Source organism: Rhodococcus sp. BH5 (assembly GCF_027583855.1).
GTDB lineage: Bacteria > Actinomycetota > Actinomycetes > Mycobacteriales > Mycobacteriaceae > Rhodococcus_F > Rhodococcus_F qingshengii.
Genome location: NZ_JAJHVW010000006.1, coordinates 203,188 through 219,149, shown reverse-complemented (window position 1 = coordinate 219,149; position 15,962 = coordinate 203,188). Strand labels below are relative to the sequence as shown.

Annotated in this window: 13 protein-coding genes and 1 pseudogene; 1 reads left to right on the top strand and 13 read right to left on the bottom strand. The window is 62.6% G+C overall.

What is annotated here, in order from left to right; translation table 11 throughout:
* The 4 genes from fabG to RhoBH5_RS17500 all read right to left on the bottom strand — a co-directional run bounded on the left by fabG (position 1) and on the right by RhoBH5_RS17500 (position 4,434).
* Positions 1-741 carry a 3-oxoacyl-ACP reductase FabG gene (gene fabG, locus RhoBH5_RS17515; RefSeq protein WP_003940214.1) on the bottom strand — a complete coding sequence of 247 codons (741 nt, stop codon included), beginning with the start codon at positions 739-741 and terminating at the stop codon, positions 1-3.
* Positions 742-783: 42 nt separating this feature from the next.
* Positions 784-1,950, bottom strand: coding sequence for an acyl-CoA dehydrogenase family protein (locus RhoBH5_RS17510; protein ID WP_007729538.1), 1,167 nt, complete (start codon positions 1,948-1,950; stop codon positions 784-786).
* A 120-nt stretch (positions 1,951-2,070) separates the two neighbouring features.
* Positions 2,071-3,591, bottom strand: coding sequence for an acyl-CoA synthetase (locus RhoBH5_RS17505; RefSeq protein ID WP_047272099.1), 1,521 nt, complete (start codon positions 3,589-3,591; stop codon positions 2,071-2,073).
* 45 nt (positions 3,592-3,636) lie between these two features.
* Complete coding sequence (locus RhoBH5_RS17500) at positions 3,637-4,434, bottom strand: enoyl-CoA hydratase (RefSeq protein WP_003939812.1); 798 nt, start codon at positions 4,432-4,434, stop codon at positions 3,637-3,639.
* 109 nt (positions 4,435-4,543) lie between these two features.
* On the opposite strand from RhoBH5_RS17500, the pseudogene RhoBH5_RS17495 reads away from it, so the two are divergent.
* A pseudogene (locus RhoBH5_RS17495) lies at positions 4,544-5,967 on the top strand (aldehyde dehydrogenase family protein).
* A 36-nt stretch (positions 5,968-6,003) separates the two neighbouring features.
* On the opposite strand, the gene RhoBH5_RS17490 reads toward RhoBH5_RS17495, so the two are convergent.
* The 9 genes from RhoBH5_RS17490 to RhoBH5_RS17450 form a co-directional block, all read right to left on the bottom strand.
* A complete protein-coding gene (locus RhoBH5_RS17490; protein ID WP_231782572.1) occupies positions 6,004-7,926 on the bottom strand; it encodes an SEC-C domain-containing protein in 1,923 nt (640 codons plus the stop codon).
* Positions 7,927-7,961: 35 nt separating this feature from the next.
* Positions 7,962-9,854: an SEC-C domain-containing protein gene (locus tag RhoBH5_RS17485; RefSeq protein ID WP_192712197.1), complete on the bottom strand. Its 1,893-nt coding sequence runs from the start codon at positions 9,852-9,854 to the stop codon at positions 7,962-7,964.
* Between the two features lie 18 nt (positions 9,855-9,872).
* Positions 9,873-10,550 (bottom strand): GAP family protein, encoded by a 678-nt coding sequence (locus tag RhoBH5_RS17480; protein ID WP_192712196.1) that lies wholly within the window; start codon positions 10,548-10,550, stop codon positions 9,873-9,875.
* Between the two features lie 49 nt (positions 10,551-10,599).
* On the bottom strand, positions 10,600-12,153 hold the full coding sequence (locus RhoBH5_RS17475) for an acetolactate synthase large subunit (RefSeq protein ID WP_064688125.1): 1,554 nt from the start codon (positions 12,151-12,153) through the stop codon (positions 10,600-10,602).
* A gap of 150 nt (positions 12,154-12,303) precedes the next feature.
* On the bottom strand, positions 12,304-13,878 hold the full coding sequence (locus RhoBH5_RS17470) for a polyamine aminopropyltransferase (RefSeq protein ID WP_047272094.1): 1,575 nt from the start codon (positions 13,876-13,878) through the stop codon (positions 12,304-12,306).
* The gene (locus RhoBH5_RS17465) at positions 13,878-14,381 is read right to left on the bottom strand and encodes a DUF350 domain-containing protein (RefSeq protein ID WP_442972466.1); all 504 of its coding nucleotides are present in this window, start codon (positions 14,379-14,381) and stop codon (positions 13,878-13,880) included. Before RhoBH5_RS17465 ends, RhoBH5_RS17470 begins: the two co-directional genes overlap by 1 nt.
* A complete protein-coding gene (locus RhoBH5_RS17460; protein ID WP_037128670.1) occupies positions 14,378-14,794 on the bottom strand; it encodes a DUF4247 domain-containing protein in 417 nt (138 codons plus the stop codon). The genes RhoBH5_RS17465 and RhoBH5_RS17460 overlap by 4 nt, the downstream gene beginning before the upstream one ends.
* Positions 14,782-15,282, bottom strand: a complete 501-nt coding sequence (locus RhoBH5_RS17455) for a DUF2617 family protein (RefSeq protein ID WP_192712195.1) — start codon at positions 15,280-15,282, stop codon at positions 14,782-14,784. Before RhoBH5_RS17455 ends, RhoBH5_RS17460 begins: the two co-directional genes overlap by 13 nt.
* Complete coding sequence (locus RhoBH5_RS17450; RefSeq protein WP_192712194.1) at positions 15,279-15,911, bottom strand: DUF4178 domain-containing protein; 633 nt, start codon at positions 15,909-15,911, stop codon at positions 15,279-15,281. Before RhoBH5_RS17450 ends, RhoBH5_RS17455 begins: the two co-directional genes overlap by 4 nt.
* Positions 15,912-15,962: the final 51 nt, after the last annotated feature.

The following is a 15,962-nucleotide window of genomic DNA, read 5'->3' as shown; positions in this document are numbered from 1 at the left end:
TCAGATGTGGCGGCCGCCGGTGATCTCGAGAACCGTGCCGGTCATGTAGCTCGAGAGGTCGCTCGCGAGGAACAGCACAACCGAAGCAACTTCCGAAGGCTCGGCTGCGCGCCCCATCGGAATCTCGGCAAGCTTCTCGTTCCAGATCCGTTCGGGCATCGCCTCGGTCATCGCCGTGCGGACCAGTCCGGGCTGAACGGCGTTGACGCGAACGTTCTTGAACGCGACCTCTTTTGCCGCGGCCTTCGTCAGACCGACGATCCCGGCCTTCGCGGCCGAGTAGTTGGTCTGCCCGAGCATGCCCACCTTGCCGGAGATCGACGAGATGTTCACGATCGCGCCCGTCTCACGCTCGCGCATGCGGGCGGCGGCAGCGCGTGTTCCGTTCCAGGCGCCCTTGAGGTGAACGGCGATCACGTCGTCGAAGTCCTGCTCGGTCATCTTCCGCATCGTGGCGTCGCGCGTCATGCCGGCGTTGTTGACCATGACATCGACTGGACCGAAAGCGCTTTCGGCCAGATCGAGCATGGCCTCGACCTGTCCGGAGTCACGCACGTCGCAGGAAGCGAAACGGGCGACCGACTCTCCACCGAGTTCGGCGACCGCAGCCGTTCCCACGGTTTCGTTGATGTCGCCGAGAACGACGGTCGCGCCTTCCTTGATGAAGGTGCGCGCAATTTCGAGCCCGATGCCCTGGGCTCCTCCGGTCACTACCGCAACCTTGCCGTCCAACAATCCCATGTCCACTCCGTTCGTGAGGTTAAAGCTCGTCTGGAAAATGTGTCAGCGCTGGTTTTGCTTTTTCGCTTGCGCCACGAGCCCACCACCGAGAATCAGACGCTGGATCTCGCTGGTTCCCTCGTACAGGCGCAACAGGCGAACTTCACGGTAGATGCGTTCGACCGGAACACCACGCATGTACCCGTTGCCCCCGTGGATCTGCACGGCGAGATCTGCGACCTTGCCCACCATCTCGGTGCAGAAAAGCTTTGCCGCCGAAGGCCCGAGACGGCGATCCTCACCGCTGACGTACCGCGCGGCCACCTCGCGCACCATCGCGCGCCCTGCCATCACACCGGCTTGCTGGTCTGCCAACATCGCTTGAACCAGCTGGAAGTCGCCGATCGCGGTGCCGCCCTGTTCCGTGACCACGGAGAACGCGACAGATTCGTCGAGCGCTCGCTGTGCTGCTCCCACCGAGAGCGCCGCGATATGGACTCGTCCGCGCGCGAGAGACGTCATCGCTGCGCGGTATCCGGTGTCCTGGTCGCCACCGACGAGGGCCGACTCGGGAACTCGGACGTTGTCGAAGGTGACCTCGGAGGTCCAAGCACCTTCTTGACCCATCTTCTTGTCCTTGGGACCGACCGTGACACCGGGCGTGTCAGCCGGAACCAGGAACACTGCAATTCCCGGACCATCGGAATCCGCCGGGCGAGTGCGCGCGAACACCACGAACAGCTGTGCCAGTGGAGCATTGGTGATGAACCGCTTGTTGCCGTCGATCACCCAGTCGGATCCGTCCAGCACTGCCTTGGTCCGAAGGCCGGCCGGGTTGGAGCCCGCGCCGGGTTCGGTGAGAGCAAAGGAAGCCACGACATCACCGGAGGCGATGCGCTCGAGCCACTGAGCCTTCTGCTCGTCGGTACCGAAGCCGACCAGCACCTGCCCGGCAATTCCGTTGTTGGTACCGAACATCGAACGCAGCGCCAGAGACGTGTAGCCGAATTCCATTGCCAGTTCGACGTCTTGGGTGAGGTCGAGTCCGAGCCCACCCCATTCCTGAGGGATCGCGTAACCGAAGAGCCCGATAGCTGCGGCCTTCTTGCGTATGTCCTCAGGAATGGCGTCGGTGTCGGCTATCTCCTGCTCACGCGGAACTACTTCCTTACGGATGAACTCCCGCGCAGTCGCCAAGATATCTGCGAAGTCATCTGCATCGACCTGCATTCCCACCACTCACCTTGCTGTTTCCGAAGTCCATGCCGTCCCCCGAAGTCAATACCGTGAGGCAATCGGAGTCAAAGACCTGAAAACGAACCGAAGGTAAGGCAGAACCTATAGCAAGCTTCAGACGGTGCGCAGTTCCCGCTTCAGTAGCTTGCCGCTCTGGTTGCGCGGAAGCTCGGCCACGAAACGGACATGCTTGGGCACCTTGAACGGAGCGATTCGCTCCTTGACGTGGGCAATCAACGCCTCGGGCGTCAACTCGTCGTTGCCGTCCTTGAGCACGACGATCGCGGTGACGGCCTCGATCCACTTGTCGTCGGGCGTACCGATCACGGCAACTTCTGCCACAGCTGGGTGCGTGTAGACCGCATCTTCGACCTCGCGTGACGCCACCAGGATGCCGCCGGTGTTGATGACGTCCTTGATCCGGTCGACGACCGTGATGAAACCTTCTTCGTCCCGCACGACCAGATCGCCCGAATGGAACCAGCCGTCACGGAAGGCCTCGGCGGTGGCTTCCGGATTCTCCCAGTAGCCGTTGCACAGCTGCGGTGAGCGGTAGAGAACCTCGCCGGACTCACCGTCGGCGACATCGTTTCCGTCGGCGTCGACGACGCGGGTTTCGACGAAGAACACCGCGCGACCACAGGAAGACGGGCGATCAGCATGCTCGCTGGGCTGGAGAACTGTTGCCAGTGGGCCGATTTCGGACTGGCCGAAGCAGTTGTAGAAACCGATGTCCGGGTAGCGCTCGCGCAGACGATTGAGCACGGTGACCGGCATGATCGAGGCGCCGTACTGCGCCTTCTTCAGCGACGACAGATCGCGGGTCTCGAGGTCCGGATGGTTGGCCAGCGGTACCCACACGGTCGGCGCCAAGAACAGCGATCCGATCTTTTCGGCTTCGACACGGCGCAGGATTTCCGGGATGTCCGGCGCCTGCATCAGACTGACCGTCGCGCCGACGGACAGGTACGGCAGCATGAAGACGTGCATGCCCGCGGAGTGGTACATCGGCATGCAGATCAGCGGGTTGTCGTTCTTGTCGAGGCCGAGCGCGATCACCGAGGACACGTACTCGTGAACCAGTGCACCGTGAGACATCATGGCGCCCTTGGGCTTCGAGGTGGTGCCCGAGGTGTACAGGAGTTGCGCCAGATCGGTCGACGTCGCACGCGGTTCGAAGACCGGCACCTCGCCTGCCTCACCGATCGTGACGACGGACAGTTCCGCGTCCCGCAGTGCGATCACGTGATCGAGATCGAGGTCGGAGCGTACCGAGTCGAGCGTCGGCGCCAATGCCGGATCCACCAACACCGCGCGGGCGCCTGACTGCGCCACGAGGTACCGGAGTTCCTCCCCCTTCAGTGCGTAATTGACCGGAACATGCACCAAACCTGCTCGTGCACAGGCAAGAAATCCGATTGCATAGGCGTCGGAGTTGGTTCCGTATGCCGCGACGCGGTCGCCGTGTTCGAGCCCCAGACCGAGCAAGTAGGCGGCGACCCGCGTCACCGCGTCGTCGAGTTCGCGGTAGGTGCGAGTGCGATCTTCGAATACGACGGCTACACGGTCGGGGTACTTGGCTGCCGAGCGCCGAAGCACTCCGTCGACAGTGTTGGTGCGTGGATCCAGGCTCATGCGCCTCAGGTTATAGGACGTCCAACTAAACCGGAAGAGCGATCGTTACTTATTGCGCCATTCGGGCTTTCGCTTGTCCACAAAGGCCTGCATACCTTCCTGAGCGTCGCAGGTCACGGCGTTGGTTGCCATAGTTTCCGCCATCGCCTCGTACGCCTGCGCTTGCGGCAGATCGATCTGGCGATAGAACGCCTGCTTACCGATCTTCACCGTCAAGGGGCTGGCCGTCGTGATCTTGGCGGCCAGTTCGCGCACCTCTCGGTCCAGGTCTTCGGGCGCGACGACGAAGTTCACCAGACCCCAGTCCGCAGCGGTGTCGGCGTCGATCGTCTGCCCGGTGAGCAACATCTGCATCGAGCGCTTGCGCCCTACTGCCCTGCTCAGCGCCACCATGGGCGTCGAGCAGAACAGTCCGATCTTGACGCCCGGCGTGCCGAAGACAGCATTCGACGCAGCAACAACCAGATCACACGACGCGGCCAGTTGGCAGCCCGCCGCGATAGCCGGGCCCTGTACTGCGGCAATCACCGGCTGCGGAATCCGCTGTACGGTCTCCATCATCTCGGTACAGCCGTCGAAGATCGCCCGCTCGTCCTCGAGGGTTCTCCCGATCATCTCCGTCAGATCGTGTCCGGCGGAGAACACCGGGCCTTCGGCGCGCACGATCACGACCCGCACGCGCTCGTCTACAGACAATTCGACAAGGGCAGCCGTCACCTCACGCATGGTCTCCGCCGAGAGCGGATTGCGCCGCGCCGGCCGATCGAGCGTCAGGAAACCGAGTCCCACCGATTCCTCGACGGAAATCTTCACTGCAGTGTCTTCTACCTGTGTCTGCGACATGTGTTCTCTCTACCAATCGAATCCGTCCCGGTCAACGAGACGAAAAGGACATCCACTCGCACCGCGTCGATACGGTCCGGTCAATACTTCGCCACTACGAGGAGTGCCCATGAGCACCGATGCCGCCGTCACCACTGATCTCGAAGAGATTCTGCGCGCTCAGCAGGAAGCAACTCGAGCCGCTGGTCTTCCGTCCGCGCAGACACGACGCGAGCGCATTCAACGCGTCGTCGATCTCCTGGTGGCAAACCACAAGGATCTGACCGAGGCGATCAACGAAGACTTCGGCGGCCGAATCCCGGCCTACTCGGTGATGAATGACGTTCTCGGGTCGATGGTTTCACTCAAGCACGTTCGTGATTCGCTCGAAGAGTGGATGATTCGCTCACCGAGAGCAACCGGAGCGATGCAGGACCAGTTGGGTGCCACGGCGTACGTGTCGTACCAGCCGAAGGGTTCGATCGGCATCATCGGAACCTGGAATGCTCCCCTGTTCACTCTCCTGAGCCCGCTCGCCTGCGCCCTCGGAGCAGGAAATCGCGCCGTTCTCAAACCGTCGGAGATCGTGCCCAATACTGCGGCCGTCCTGGCCGAGGCGGCGCGTCGAACTCTCGACCCCGTGGAGGTCGCGGTGGTGACCGGCGGCCCGGAAGTCGCTGATCGGCTGACGTCCCTGCCTTTCGACCACCTCGTCTTCACCGGCAGCACGACCGTCGGAAAGCTGGTCATGGCCAATGCTGCGAAGAACCTGGTGCCGGTCACCCTCGAACTCGGCGGCAAGTCACCGAGCGTCTTGAGCCGCAGTGCCGATATCAGCTCTGCTGCTTCGCGTTTGGCTATCGCGAAGTCCACCAACGCCGGTCAACTCTGTGTCTCTCCCGATCTGATCTACGTTCCGCGCGAGAACACGGAAGCATTCATCGACGCGTTCACCGACCAGTTCACGGGACTGTTTCCCACGATTGCCGACAACAAAGACATGGTCTCGATAGTCAGCGATCGTCACCTCGCACGCATCGAGGGGTACATCGCGGACGCCGAAGAACGTGGGGCACGAATCATCACCGTTCCCGACGAAGAACTCTCCGCAGACACTCGTCGTCGCCCACTGCGAATCGTGGTCGACCCTCCGACCGACGCGCAGATCATGAAGGAGGAGATCTTCGGGCCGGCCGTCGTCGTCTTGCCGTACGACCAACTCGACAACGTCGTCGCCGACATCAATTCACGACCGAAACCGTTGGCGCTGTACTACTTCGGAACCGATCTGGACGAGAAGGAATCCGTACTCGAACGGACCGTCTCGGGCGGCGTCACCATCAACGACGCGATGTCTCACCCCGGGCTGAGCGACGCACCCTTCGGCGGCGTCGGAGCTTCGGGCACTACCACGGCCGTGAGGGTTTCCTCGAGTTCAGTCACGCGCGAACGGTATTCGAAGCAGCGCAGCATGACCCACGCGGTGAATGGGGAATGCTCCCGCCGTACGGTGAGGGTTTCGAGCAGATGATGTTGGCTCAGGTAACGCCCTAGGGCCTCCGGCCCCGTGCGCCTTTTTGCTAGTTCGCGCTACCGGAAAGGCGCACCGGCAAGGCCGCGGCTGAGGAACTCCACCAGCTGACCCGGCTCGGTGTCCTCGGACTCGATCAGTTGGATCAACTCCTTCTTGTCTTCTACCGCAAGCGGTTCGATGCCACCGAACGTGCGCATCGTGGACCCGGCCGGAAGAACACGAGCACACACGAGCGTGCCTGGCTCGAGGTTCAGCGAGCCCCACTCGTCCGTGACCTTCACCAGATGCCCGTTGCGGACGTCGCTGAGGGTCACCAACTGTCCCGGCTCCGTCGAGGCGACCTTGTACACCGAGCGCGGAATCGACAACCACTGATCGGCCAGTTCGCGTTCGTCGGCAGGCAGCAGTTCTCCGCGGCGCTCGACAAAAGCTGCGAAAATACCCGCATCGAACAAGGCAGCGTCGACGGCCAAACCACCTTCGACGGCCAGCGTCAGTGCTTCTTCGCTGTTGAACTGCTCGGCACGGATGAGCGCAAGATCGAACACGGCGTCGAAGTACTCCGGCGTGCGCGAGAACAACTGAGCCTTGACGTAGAGCCAGCTGGCCCGGTCGTCGAACGTCACCTCGGACTTACCGAGATGGCAAACCTTGAACTTTCGACCGGAACCGCACCAGCACTTGTCATTTCGTCCGAGTTCGGGGTGCTCGGCCGGGGCGTAGCGCTGAAGAACCTCGTGCAGAACCTCGGACTCGCCACCCTCGATTCGGCCCAGCAAAGCCAGCGCGCGCGTCACATCGCTTCGATCGGCGGCCAGTAGCGCCAGATCGAAGATCGCGGGAGTCCAGTCGGGATCGAGATCGTGCGCTGATTCGTACGACGCCTCAGCGGCCAGGATCTTGCCGAGACGATCCGAAGCCTTGCCCGCCAGCCAGTGCGCTGCCGGCTTGACACGACGCGACCCTTTTTCGGCGAGAGCAGTTGCAACAGAATGCAATACGGAATCATGATCGTCGAGTTCGGACAACAGCTCCAACGCTGCCGCAGCCGCGGGCGGCTCGGCGAGGCCTGCGAAGGCCTGCGGATCCTCCTTGATCTTCTTGCGCGCCCAGTCCGAGACATCGTCGACGCCTTCGGCTTTCGCGGCCATGACCACATCGACGAAGGCGATCACCGACGCGGCTTCTTCGGGGTGCAGATTCTCGCGGACCTCGAGCATGCGAGCCCGGTTCGCCAGGTGGTACGCCTCGAAATCGAATCCGTCGACCGCAACGTAATCACCGTCGCGGACGTAACCTGCCGCCTCGAGCATTTCGCCCAGCGGTGCGGTCGGCTGACGGAACAGCGACGGCTCGTCGAGCATCAATTGCCAGACAATGGCATCGAGGGTGTCAGCACCGGTGTCTGCGAGGACCGTCCCCAGACTCTCGCCGAATCCGGGTGCGGGATCCAGTACCTCGGGGATGGTGCAGAGTGTCAGCTCACGGTCAGCGACGAACAATCCGATCAAGTCACCTACCGAGCACTCGGCAAGGGTGTCGGTGTCGAGCAGAAAGCCTTCGTCGTGTGGGAACTCCGGATCTTCGATCCCACGATCAGCCAAAAGATCGTCGTCGGTCCCGCGGTGCACGACGCTGATGCCGTGGATTACGTCGTCGTCACGATCGAGGAAAACCCGCAGCATCATCAGATCGGGGTTCGCGTCGAGAACGCCGGACTTGATCTCCGCTTCGGTGAGGCGATGGGTCAACACTCGATGCTCGAACAACGTGTCGAGTGCGGCGTACCGCTCCTCACTCAAGTATCCGAGCAACGGGTCCTCGACGTACTCGACGAATTCGGTCATGTCCTCGGCTGTACCGTGCCCGGCGTCAGCCAACAGGGTGCCCCAGTCCGCCGCTGTCTGCGGGCCGTGCTCACGCAACAACTCCATCGCGGCTTCGGCGATCAAGTCATTGGCATCCATCGGTTCGTTCACCTATCCAACTTTAACGGGGTCGACTCGATACATCGTCACCGGTCATCGGTCGAGTGATCGGCGCCTCCACGCAACTCGCGCACCAGTTCTTCGGCCTCGAGATCTTCGGAAGCGAGAACCTCGAGCACCCTCGCAGCCTGCGATTCCATTGCCATGACCACAACACCCACCGCAAACGCTCCAGTTGGGGCCGTCAGGACCCGAGCACTGATCACATCACCTGGCTTGCCTTCGACCGAGTGAGCAACCGTGACGGTCTCCTTGGATCCACGATCGAGCAGCACGACGCCGGTGTCGGACGTTTCGATCACCTCGTACACCGACCTCCGGATTCCGAGCCACTGTGCGGCTGTCACAACTTCCGCCTCCGGAAGTAGTTCGCTGCGTCTGGCCAAGAATTCGGCAAAGATTCCACCCTCGAACAGAGCGACGTCCAGTGCCGATCCGTCGAAGATCGTGGCCGCGATCAGTTCGTCCTCGGAGAGATTTTCGTTTTCGAGATCGTCGAGCCCGGTCACGATGTCGACGAATTCGGAGGCAAACGCAAACAGGCATGCCTTCTTGTACAGCCACCGACCGTCCGCCTTGACGGATTCATCGGCCTTTCCGAGGTGGCAGACCTTGTACTTGCGGCCGGAACCGCACCAACACTTGTCGTTTCGCCCGAGTTCCGGGTGATCGGCTGGGACGAAGTCCTGCAGTACGGCGTAGAGATTCTCTTCGGTTCCGCCGTCGATCCGCCCGAGCAGTGACAGCGCCCGGGTCGCGTCGCCGCGGTCCGACGCAAACTGAGCCAGCTCGAACAAGGCCGGACCCCAACCGGATTCGGCAAGGAGCGCTTTCTCGTAGTGCGCCTCCGCTTCGAGGACGCGCCCCAGCCGATCGACGGCCTTACCGGCGAGCCAATGAGCCGCCGCCCGCACCGACCGTGGCCCTCGCTCGGCCAGTTCGGAGGCAAGCGCTTCGAGGATTGCGTCGGTCACCGGGTCCTGATTCCGAAATCCGAGATCGAACACGGCCACTGCAGCACCCGGATCTGCCAGTGAGACAAAAGAGTCCGGAGCAGCGCTCACATGACGGTGGGCCCAGTCCGCGATATCGAAGTCGGCGATGACCGCGTCGGTGTATCCGCGGTCCGCCAGATCGACAAACGCAACGGCAGAGACTGCCTCGTCGTGGGTCAGGTCGTAGGTACTGGCCACCAAGGCTGTCCGAATCTGCAGGTCGTAGGCGTCGAAGTCGAATCCCCGCCGAGCCAGTAGCTCACGCTCGTGCTCGTAACCTGCCACCTCGAAGATCTCACCCAGCGGCGCAACAGGAACCGTGAAGAGTGACGGATCCTCGATCAGGAGTTGCCAGCACACAGAATCCAGGGCCTCGACTCCGTCCTCCTCGAAGAGTTCGCCGAGCGCCGGAGCAAGATCGGGTTCGTCCTCGATCTCGACCAGACGAAACGCAAGTGTTCCGTCTTCGACAGCCAAGCCGACGAGATCACCGTCGGCGCACTCGCCGAGGGTTCCGGCCGGAAGTACCACAACTCGTCGACTCCGGAAGGGAGCAGCTCCGCGTTCGGAGGCTGCTTCTTCCGCCAGGGCCACCCGGATCGCCCCGTCGTCGTCGCCGAATGCCAAGATCGGTTCCAGGTCGGGGCTCGCGTCAAGGATGTCCGACGCAATTTCGACTTCGCTGAGCCGGTGAGTGAACACGAGCCCTTCGAGGACCGTGTCGAGAGCGACGTACTTTCCGTTGGGCAGGTACCCGAGCATCGGTTCGGACAGGTACTCGAGTACATCGGCCAACTCGGTCGCAGTTCCGTACTCCTCGAGATGGGTCGCCCACTCTTCGAGACTCAGCGGGCCTTGCTCGCGCAGAACAGCCAAAGCAGCGGAGGCAATGGAACCGGCAGCGTCGTCGTCGAAATCAGTCACCCGCCAATGGTAGGCGACCTATTGCAGCCCACTGAGCCCCTCGCCCAGCACGGTCGCACCGAGGATCGTCAGGATGACCGTCATCATCACCGCGTTGTTGGCGGTCATCCATGCCTTCGCGGACGCGAGGATCTCGTCGGCACGCTTGCCGGAGAACACCTTCACCAGGATCGGCGACGCGATGCCGACGCTCGCGATGACCGTGAAGATCACCGCGGCAACAATCTGTTGGGCAACGACATTCGTGGCGACCGCGATAGTGGCCGCACCGGATACCGCCAGCGCTGCATTCTTGGGATTGACCGCCGCGGACAAGAACGCCAACCCGAACGCCTTCCGCGGAGTCAACCCGTCGACGCTCTTCATCCACTTCGGAACTGTCGGCTCACTCCCGTTTCGCGGACGCGCGCGCCACTGCTTGTATGCCAAGCCGAACAGGACCAGACCCAACACGATTCGTACGACGCTCGACCACACGGAAGTCCGCGACGACTCCGACTCCGCAAACGAATAGTCCGCGATCACGATGGTCACCGCGACGACTGCCGAGATTCCGAGGACCCACCCGAGTAGAAAAGATGCCGCCCCTCGATGTGCTCCAGCGGTGATCATGACGAGCACGATCACCGCCATGGGCATCGAGACGAAAAGCAGGCCGAGGGCAATCGGAAGAGACAGACCGATCGCAGCTAGCACCGAAAACCTCCAGTTGAATGCACGATCGACGATCGATTCGAGGTCGAAATCACGACGTCGGAGGCAGCATGACCTCGATGAGATGCGGGCCGGGTTCCGCCAGCGCTGCGGCAAACTGTTGGGCCAACTCCTCCGCTGTGTTCGCCCGCGACGCGGGCACTCCCAACCCCTCGGAGATCTTGACGTAGTCCATGTTCGGAGATGACAGATCCAGCATCGACTGTGCGACGACGCCGCCACCTTCTGCGCCGACTCGTTGCAGTTCGCCACGCAGGATGGCGTATGCGCGATTGTTGAGCAGAATCGTCGTGACGTTCAACATCTCTCGCGCCTGCGTCCACAACGCCGTGATGGTGTACATCGCGCTTCCGTCGGCTTCGAGATTGATCACCGGTCGCTCCGGCGCTGCCACAGCGGCGCCCGTCGCCACCGGGATGCCCTGGCCGATGGCACCTCCGGTGAGCGTGAGCACGTCGTGGCGCGGCGCTCCGGCAAGGGCAATCGGGATCGCCCAACCGGAAGTCGCCGCCTCGTCGGAGATGATGGCGTCGCCTGGCAGCAGGGCGCCGATCACGTCGGCCCAATTTCGAACGTCCAGAGGCCCGCTCGGCAGCGCCGGCCGATTCGCTTCCTGCAAAACAGGTTCGACTCCCGGTGCCACGAGTTCGGCCACTGCCTCCAGTGCACCGGCAACATCGTCGCCGACGCTTGCCAGCGTTGTCACCGCAGCACCCTCCGGTGCCAGATCGCTCGGTTTTCCGGGATACGCAAAGAACGAGACCGGCGAAACCGCTCCGGCCAGAACCAGCTGAGTTGTTCCGCGAAGTTGTTCGGTGGCGTGCTCGGCGAAGTATCCCAAGCGCTCGAATGACGGTAGCCCCGCACCTCGTTGAAGCCTGGCTGGAAAAGTCTCGATCAGAATCTGGGCACCGGTCGCGACCGCAATTCGGGAAGCGGCGCGCAGCCCAGCTTCGGAACAGGCTGCGCCGCCCAGCAGTAGCGTGGCGCGACCCTCGGCATTGAGCGCGCCCACCACCGAGTCGATCTGTGTTGCAGAAACTTCCGCCCGCCCCGGTATGTCCCGAGGACCCGCAAGAACTCCACCTTCGCCCCACGAGACGTCGGCAGGGAGGACAAGTGTGGCAATGCGTCCGGGCGGATTCAACGAGGCGGCAACGGCGTCGGCCGCGTCGCTACCGACGGTCGCGGTGGATTCGGAACGTCGACTCCACCCCTCCAACCATTCGGTCAGCGCATCGATGTTCGATTCGAGAGGAGCGTCGAAACCGTGGTGGTAGGTCGCGTGGTCCCCGACGATGTTCACGATCGGTGTGTGGGCGCGGCGCGCGTTGTGAAGGTTCGCCAGTCCGTTCGCCATACCGGGGCCCAGATGGAGCAGCGTCGCGGCAGGCTTTCCGGCGATCCGTGCGTAGCCGTCCGCGGCACCGGTCACGGCGCCCTCGAACAAGCCGAGTACCGCCCGCATCTGCGGAACGGAATCGAGTGCGGCGACAAAATGCATCTCGGACGTTCCTGGATTGCCGAAGCACACCTCGACGCCCGAGTCGACCAGGCTTTGGATGAGCGACTGTGCACCGTTCATTTCGATCACCTCTTCTTCATGAAAAGCTGCGAATGCTTCCTGCGCTTCATCGTGAGCAACCGAACTCCCGGTGCGTGCTCCTCGATCCGAACAGTCATCCGTACCTCCGTCGTGGCCGAGAGTCTCGATTCAAGCTACTCGGTCGGGAGTTCAGCGTTCGTAGCCCTTGCGCATATCGTCGACGATGCGTGGCCGGTCGAGCGTCGAGGGTTCCAACTCCCGCCTCGGGCGATCGCGAGGAAACACCGAGGCCGACGCCAGCGTCGGCTCGTCGAGGAACCGCAGGTTCGGCACATCAGCGGGCAGACGAAGCTCGGGCGGCGTGGAACCTCTTTGCGCGAGCACATATCCCCAGTCACCGAAGCTCGGCACGAAAACGTGATAGGGCGAGACGCTCAGTCCGACAGCCGATACCGTCGACACCGTTCTCCAGTACGCATCCGGTGTCGAGTACGGGCTGCCGGACTGGACGACCATCAGCCCGCCCGGATTCATCGCGGCAGCGGCAAGTCCGTAGAACTCCATCGAATACAAGCGGCCAAGTGCGGGGGTGTCAGGATCCGGGAGGTCGACGATCACCGCATCGAAACCCGGTTCCGGACGCTCTCGCAGCCACCGAAACGCGTCGTCGAGTACGACGTCCACCCGTGGATCCTCGAGCGCTCCCTCGTTCAGATCACGAAGACGCGTGTTGGCCAACTCGATGACTGCCGGATCGAGTTCCACTTGAACGATCTGCTCGACGCTGTTCATTCGCAGCACTTCCCGTGCAGCGAGGCCGTCACCGCCGCCCAGAATCAGCACGCGCCGGGGGTCGTTCACCAGGGCCGGATACACCAGCGACTCCGTGTACCGATGCTCGTCGACACTGGAGAACTGCAGGTCTCCGTCGAGGAACAGGCGCACGTCGTTCCCCCGCTCGGTGACGACGATTTCCTGGTACACCGATCGCTCGGCGGCCACCACGGGATCGGTGTAGAGCCGCTGCCTCGACGTGGTCTCGATGTCCGACGCTGCGATCAGCAACCATCCGATCAAACTTGCTGCCAACAGCATTGCGACGACGGCGATCGATCGTGCGCGCAGGCTGAGCTGCCACCGAAGGAGTATCAGCGCGACCACTGCCGCAGCCACGAGATTGATCATGCCGGTGAGTGCGGCACCGCGAATCATTCCCGCCCACGGCAACAGTACGAACGGCCACAGCAGACCACCGATCAATGCGCCGAGGTAGTCGGCGGCATTGAGGTTGGCCAGTACCTTTCCGGTGCTCTGTGCGTCGTTGTCGCTGCGACCGGACTGCAAGAGCGTCATCAGCAGAGGCACTTCGGCACCGACGAGGATGCCGATCAGCGCGGTCGCCGCCACCAGAACTGCTGCGCTGGAACCGAAGAACGTGAAGGTCACGTACAGCGTGACGGCACTGAATCCGCCGATCAGCCCGAGCAGTATCTCGACCGTCACGAACGAAACGGCAGCGTGTCCCAGCAGAGGTTTGGCGGCCAGCGCTCCGATACCCAGAGCCGCAACAAATCCCGCGACGATCAACGACGTCTGGGTGATGCCGCCGCCGGTCAGACTCACGCTGAGTGTCAACAGGGCCAGCTCGTAGATCAGGCCACACGCAGCGCACGCCGCAACAGCCGCAAGGAGAAGGACGCGTGCGCGCGGGCCGAGCATCGTCGAACGCTCGTCAACTGTCACATCGGGATCAGCGGCAACCATCAGGTGAGCGCTGCGGCGTTCACCAAACCGATGGACAGCAAGCTCACACCCACAGCCCACGCGGCGCCACACATCTTCGGATCCTGCACCAGCGCAACCAACTTGCCGGGAAGGAATGCGTTCATCAATCGCAGCGCGATCGCTTGCAACACGATCGCGAACAGTCCGTACACCGCGGAGTCGGCGAGTCCCTGAGCAAAGCCGTCCGAACTGGTCAGGATTGCCGTCACCACGATGATCGCCAGCGCAAGATGATTGGAGGCCAACAGAATCGCAGCGTTCGGGTTCTTGTCGACGTAAACCTGGTGGCGGAGATTTCCGGGTGTCATGAGGTCGAGGACCAGGAATCCCGTCGCCAGAACCGCTGCACCGACGACGAAGTAGGCGAGGGTGCCGAGAACGCCCCCGACGAGCAATGCCGGATCCACCGTCCCGATCTCGACGGAAGTGGATGCAAAGATGTTCGTCACGCCGTTCTCCTCCTCATTGAGCATTACCGTCATTTGGCACTACCCGAGCCGCCGCTGCCACTGCTTCCACCCGCCGGGGATCCCGGGTTGAAGCCCGGTCCCAGGTACGCGTATCCGCCGCTGCGATACGTGCCGTCGATGTCCTCTACCTTGATGGTGCTGCCACCGCCCGAAGCCGAACTGACAGTGACGATGTCGTCGTCGTAGCGCAGGTATTCGTTGCCGCCGTCAGCACTTCGCGCCGCTGGTTCGTCCGCGTCGACAATCCGTGAGACGGTCGTGCCCACTGGATCTTTCGACGAGTACAACACGACGTCGCCATCCTGGGACGTCTTGGAATAGTTGTCCGCGATGAAGTCTTTGGCTCCACCACCGCACGCCGACAAGACAATTGCGGCCGCCAGCATCACCGGAGCCAACCACGTCCGCCCCCTCACGGCTGCCACCTGCTGCGTGTCTTCACGATCACTCCTGTCCCCTCCCCCGGGTACAAATGCCAACTCTGCCAACTCCACCCCTGGCGGTCTCGCACGCCATACAAAGCGGTCAAAGCCGTGTCGTCACCGGGAAAGGATCCGCAGATCCAACCGTCGTGGCCGGCGGACTCTTTCAACGACGCAGCTTCCGAGTCGAATTCGACCCGATCCATCACCAGTGAGGAAGACTCGAACCGGTAGTTTTGCGTGGACTCCACTGCGGGCAGTGGTTCACCGCCGACTGCAAGAGCATCGCACGAAACCTGTTCGGTCAGTTCCTTTCCCGACGCCCAGGCCGTCACCACGTGCGAAGCCCCCAGCACTCCGAGGGTCAGCGTCGCGTCGGAAGTTCCGATCACCAACTCGGCGAGGGTCGGTGGCGCAGGAGCTCCCAGTACCAACCCCAGTGCCGAGGCATCCACGTCGGTCGGCTCCACGTCGAGTAGATACAGGCTCATTCCGGGGGGCCCGAGTGGATGACAGTGAGTTCGCTGCGAGTGACCGCCCGTCCCGTGGAAACCTCCCACGACTGTCCGCGCGCCCACTTCTCGAATGCAATCAGGCCGGTCTTGTCTGCGGTCGCATAGTCCGCGTATTCCATCGAGCCGGAAGGGGCCGTACCCGTCGTACCCTCGGCCGTGAACTTCGCCGTTCCACTTTCGATCTTGCGGTGAACCTTGTCGTCGAGAATGACGTCGCCGTTCGGGACCAGGTTGGTTCCTTCTCGACGCATCCAGAGAGTCATCTCCAATTCGCCCTCGTCGTCCTCGACCGTCAGCCAACGACGACCGGTCGAACCGTCGAGAAGGTGCTCACGCCAGATGTACCCCTCTTCGTCGAGCGTGATGGTCCCTCGAACAACATGGTCGATACCCGCGTACGTGATGATGTCGCCGACCCCGATCTTGTGGGGGTCGTACACCTCGGGATAGTCGGCGAGCGGGTCGACGCGAGCATTCGGCTTGCCCTGGCGTCCACGCAGGACCACAAACACGACGGCAGCGATCACTACGAGTATCAGGACAACTATCAGCACGTTGGTCAACGGTTTCTCCGAAATCATCTCGGCAGGGTTGCCGCGGGCCATACCCTACCGATCCGTTCTCAGCCTTTTCGGATGAGACTGCCGGCAATCCGG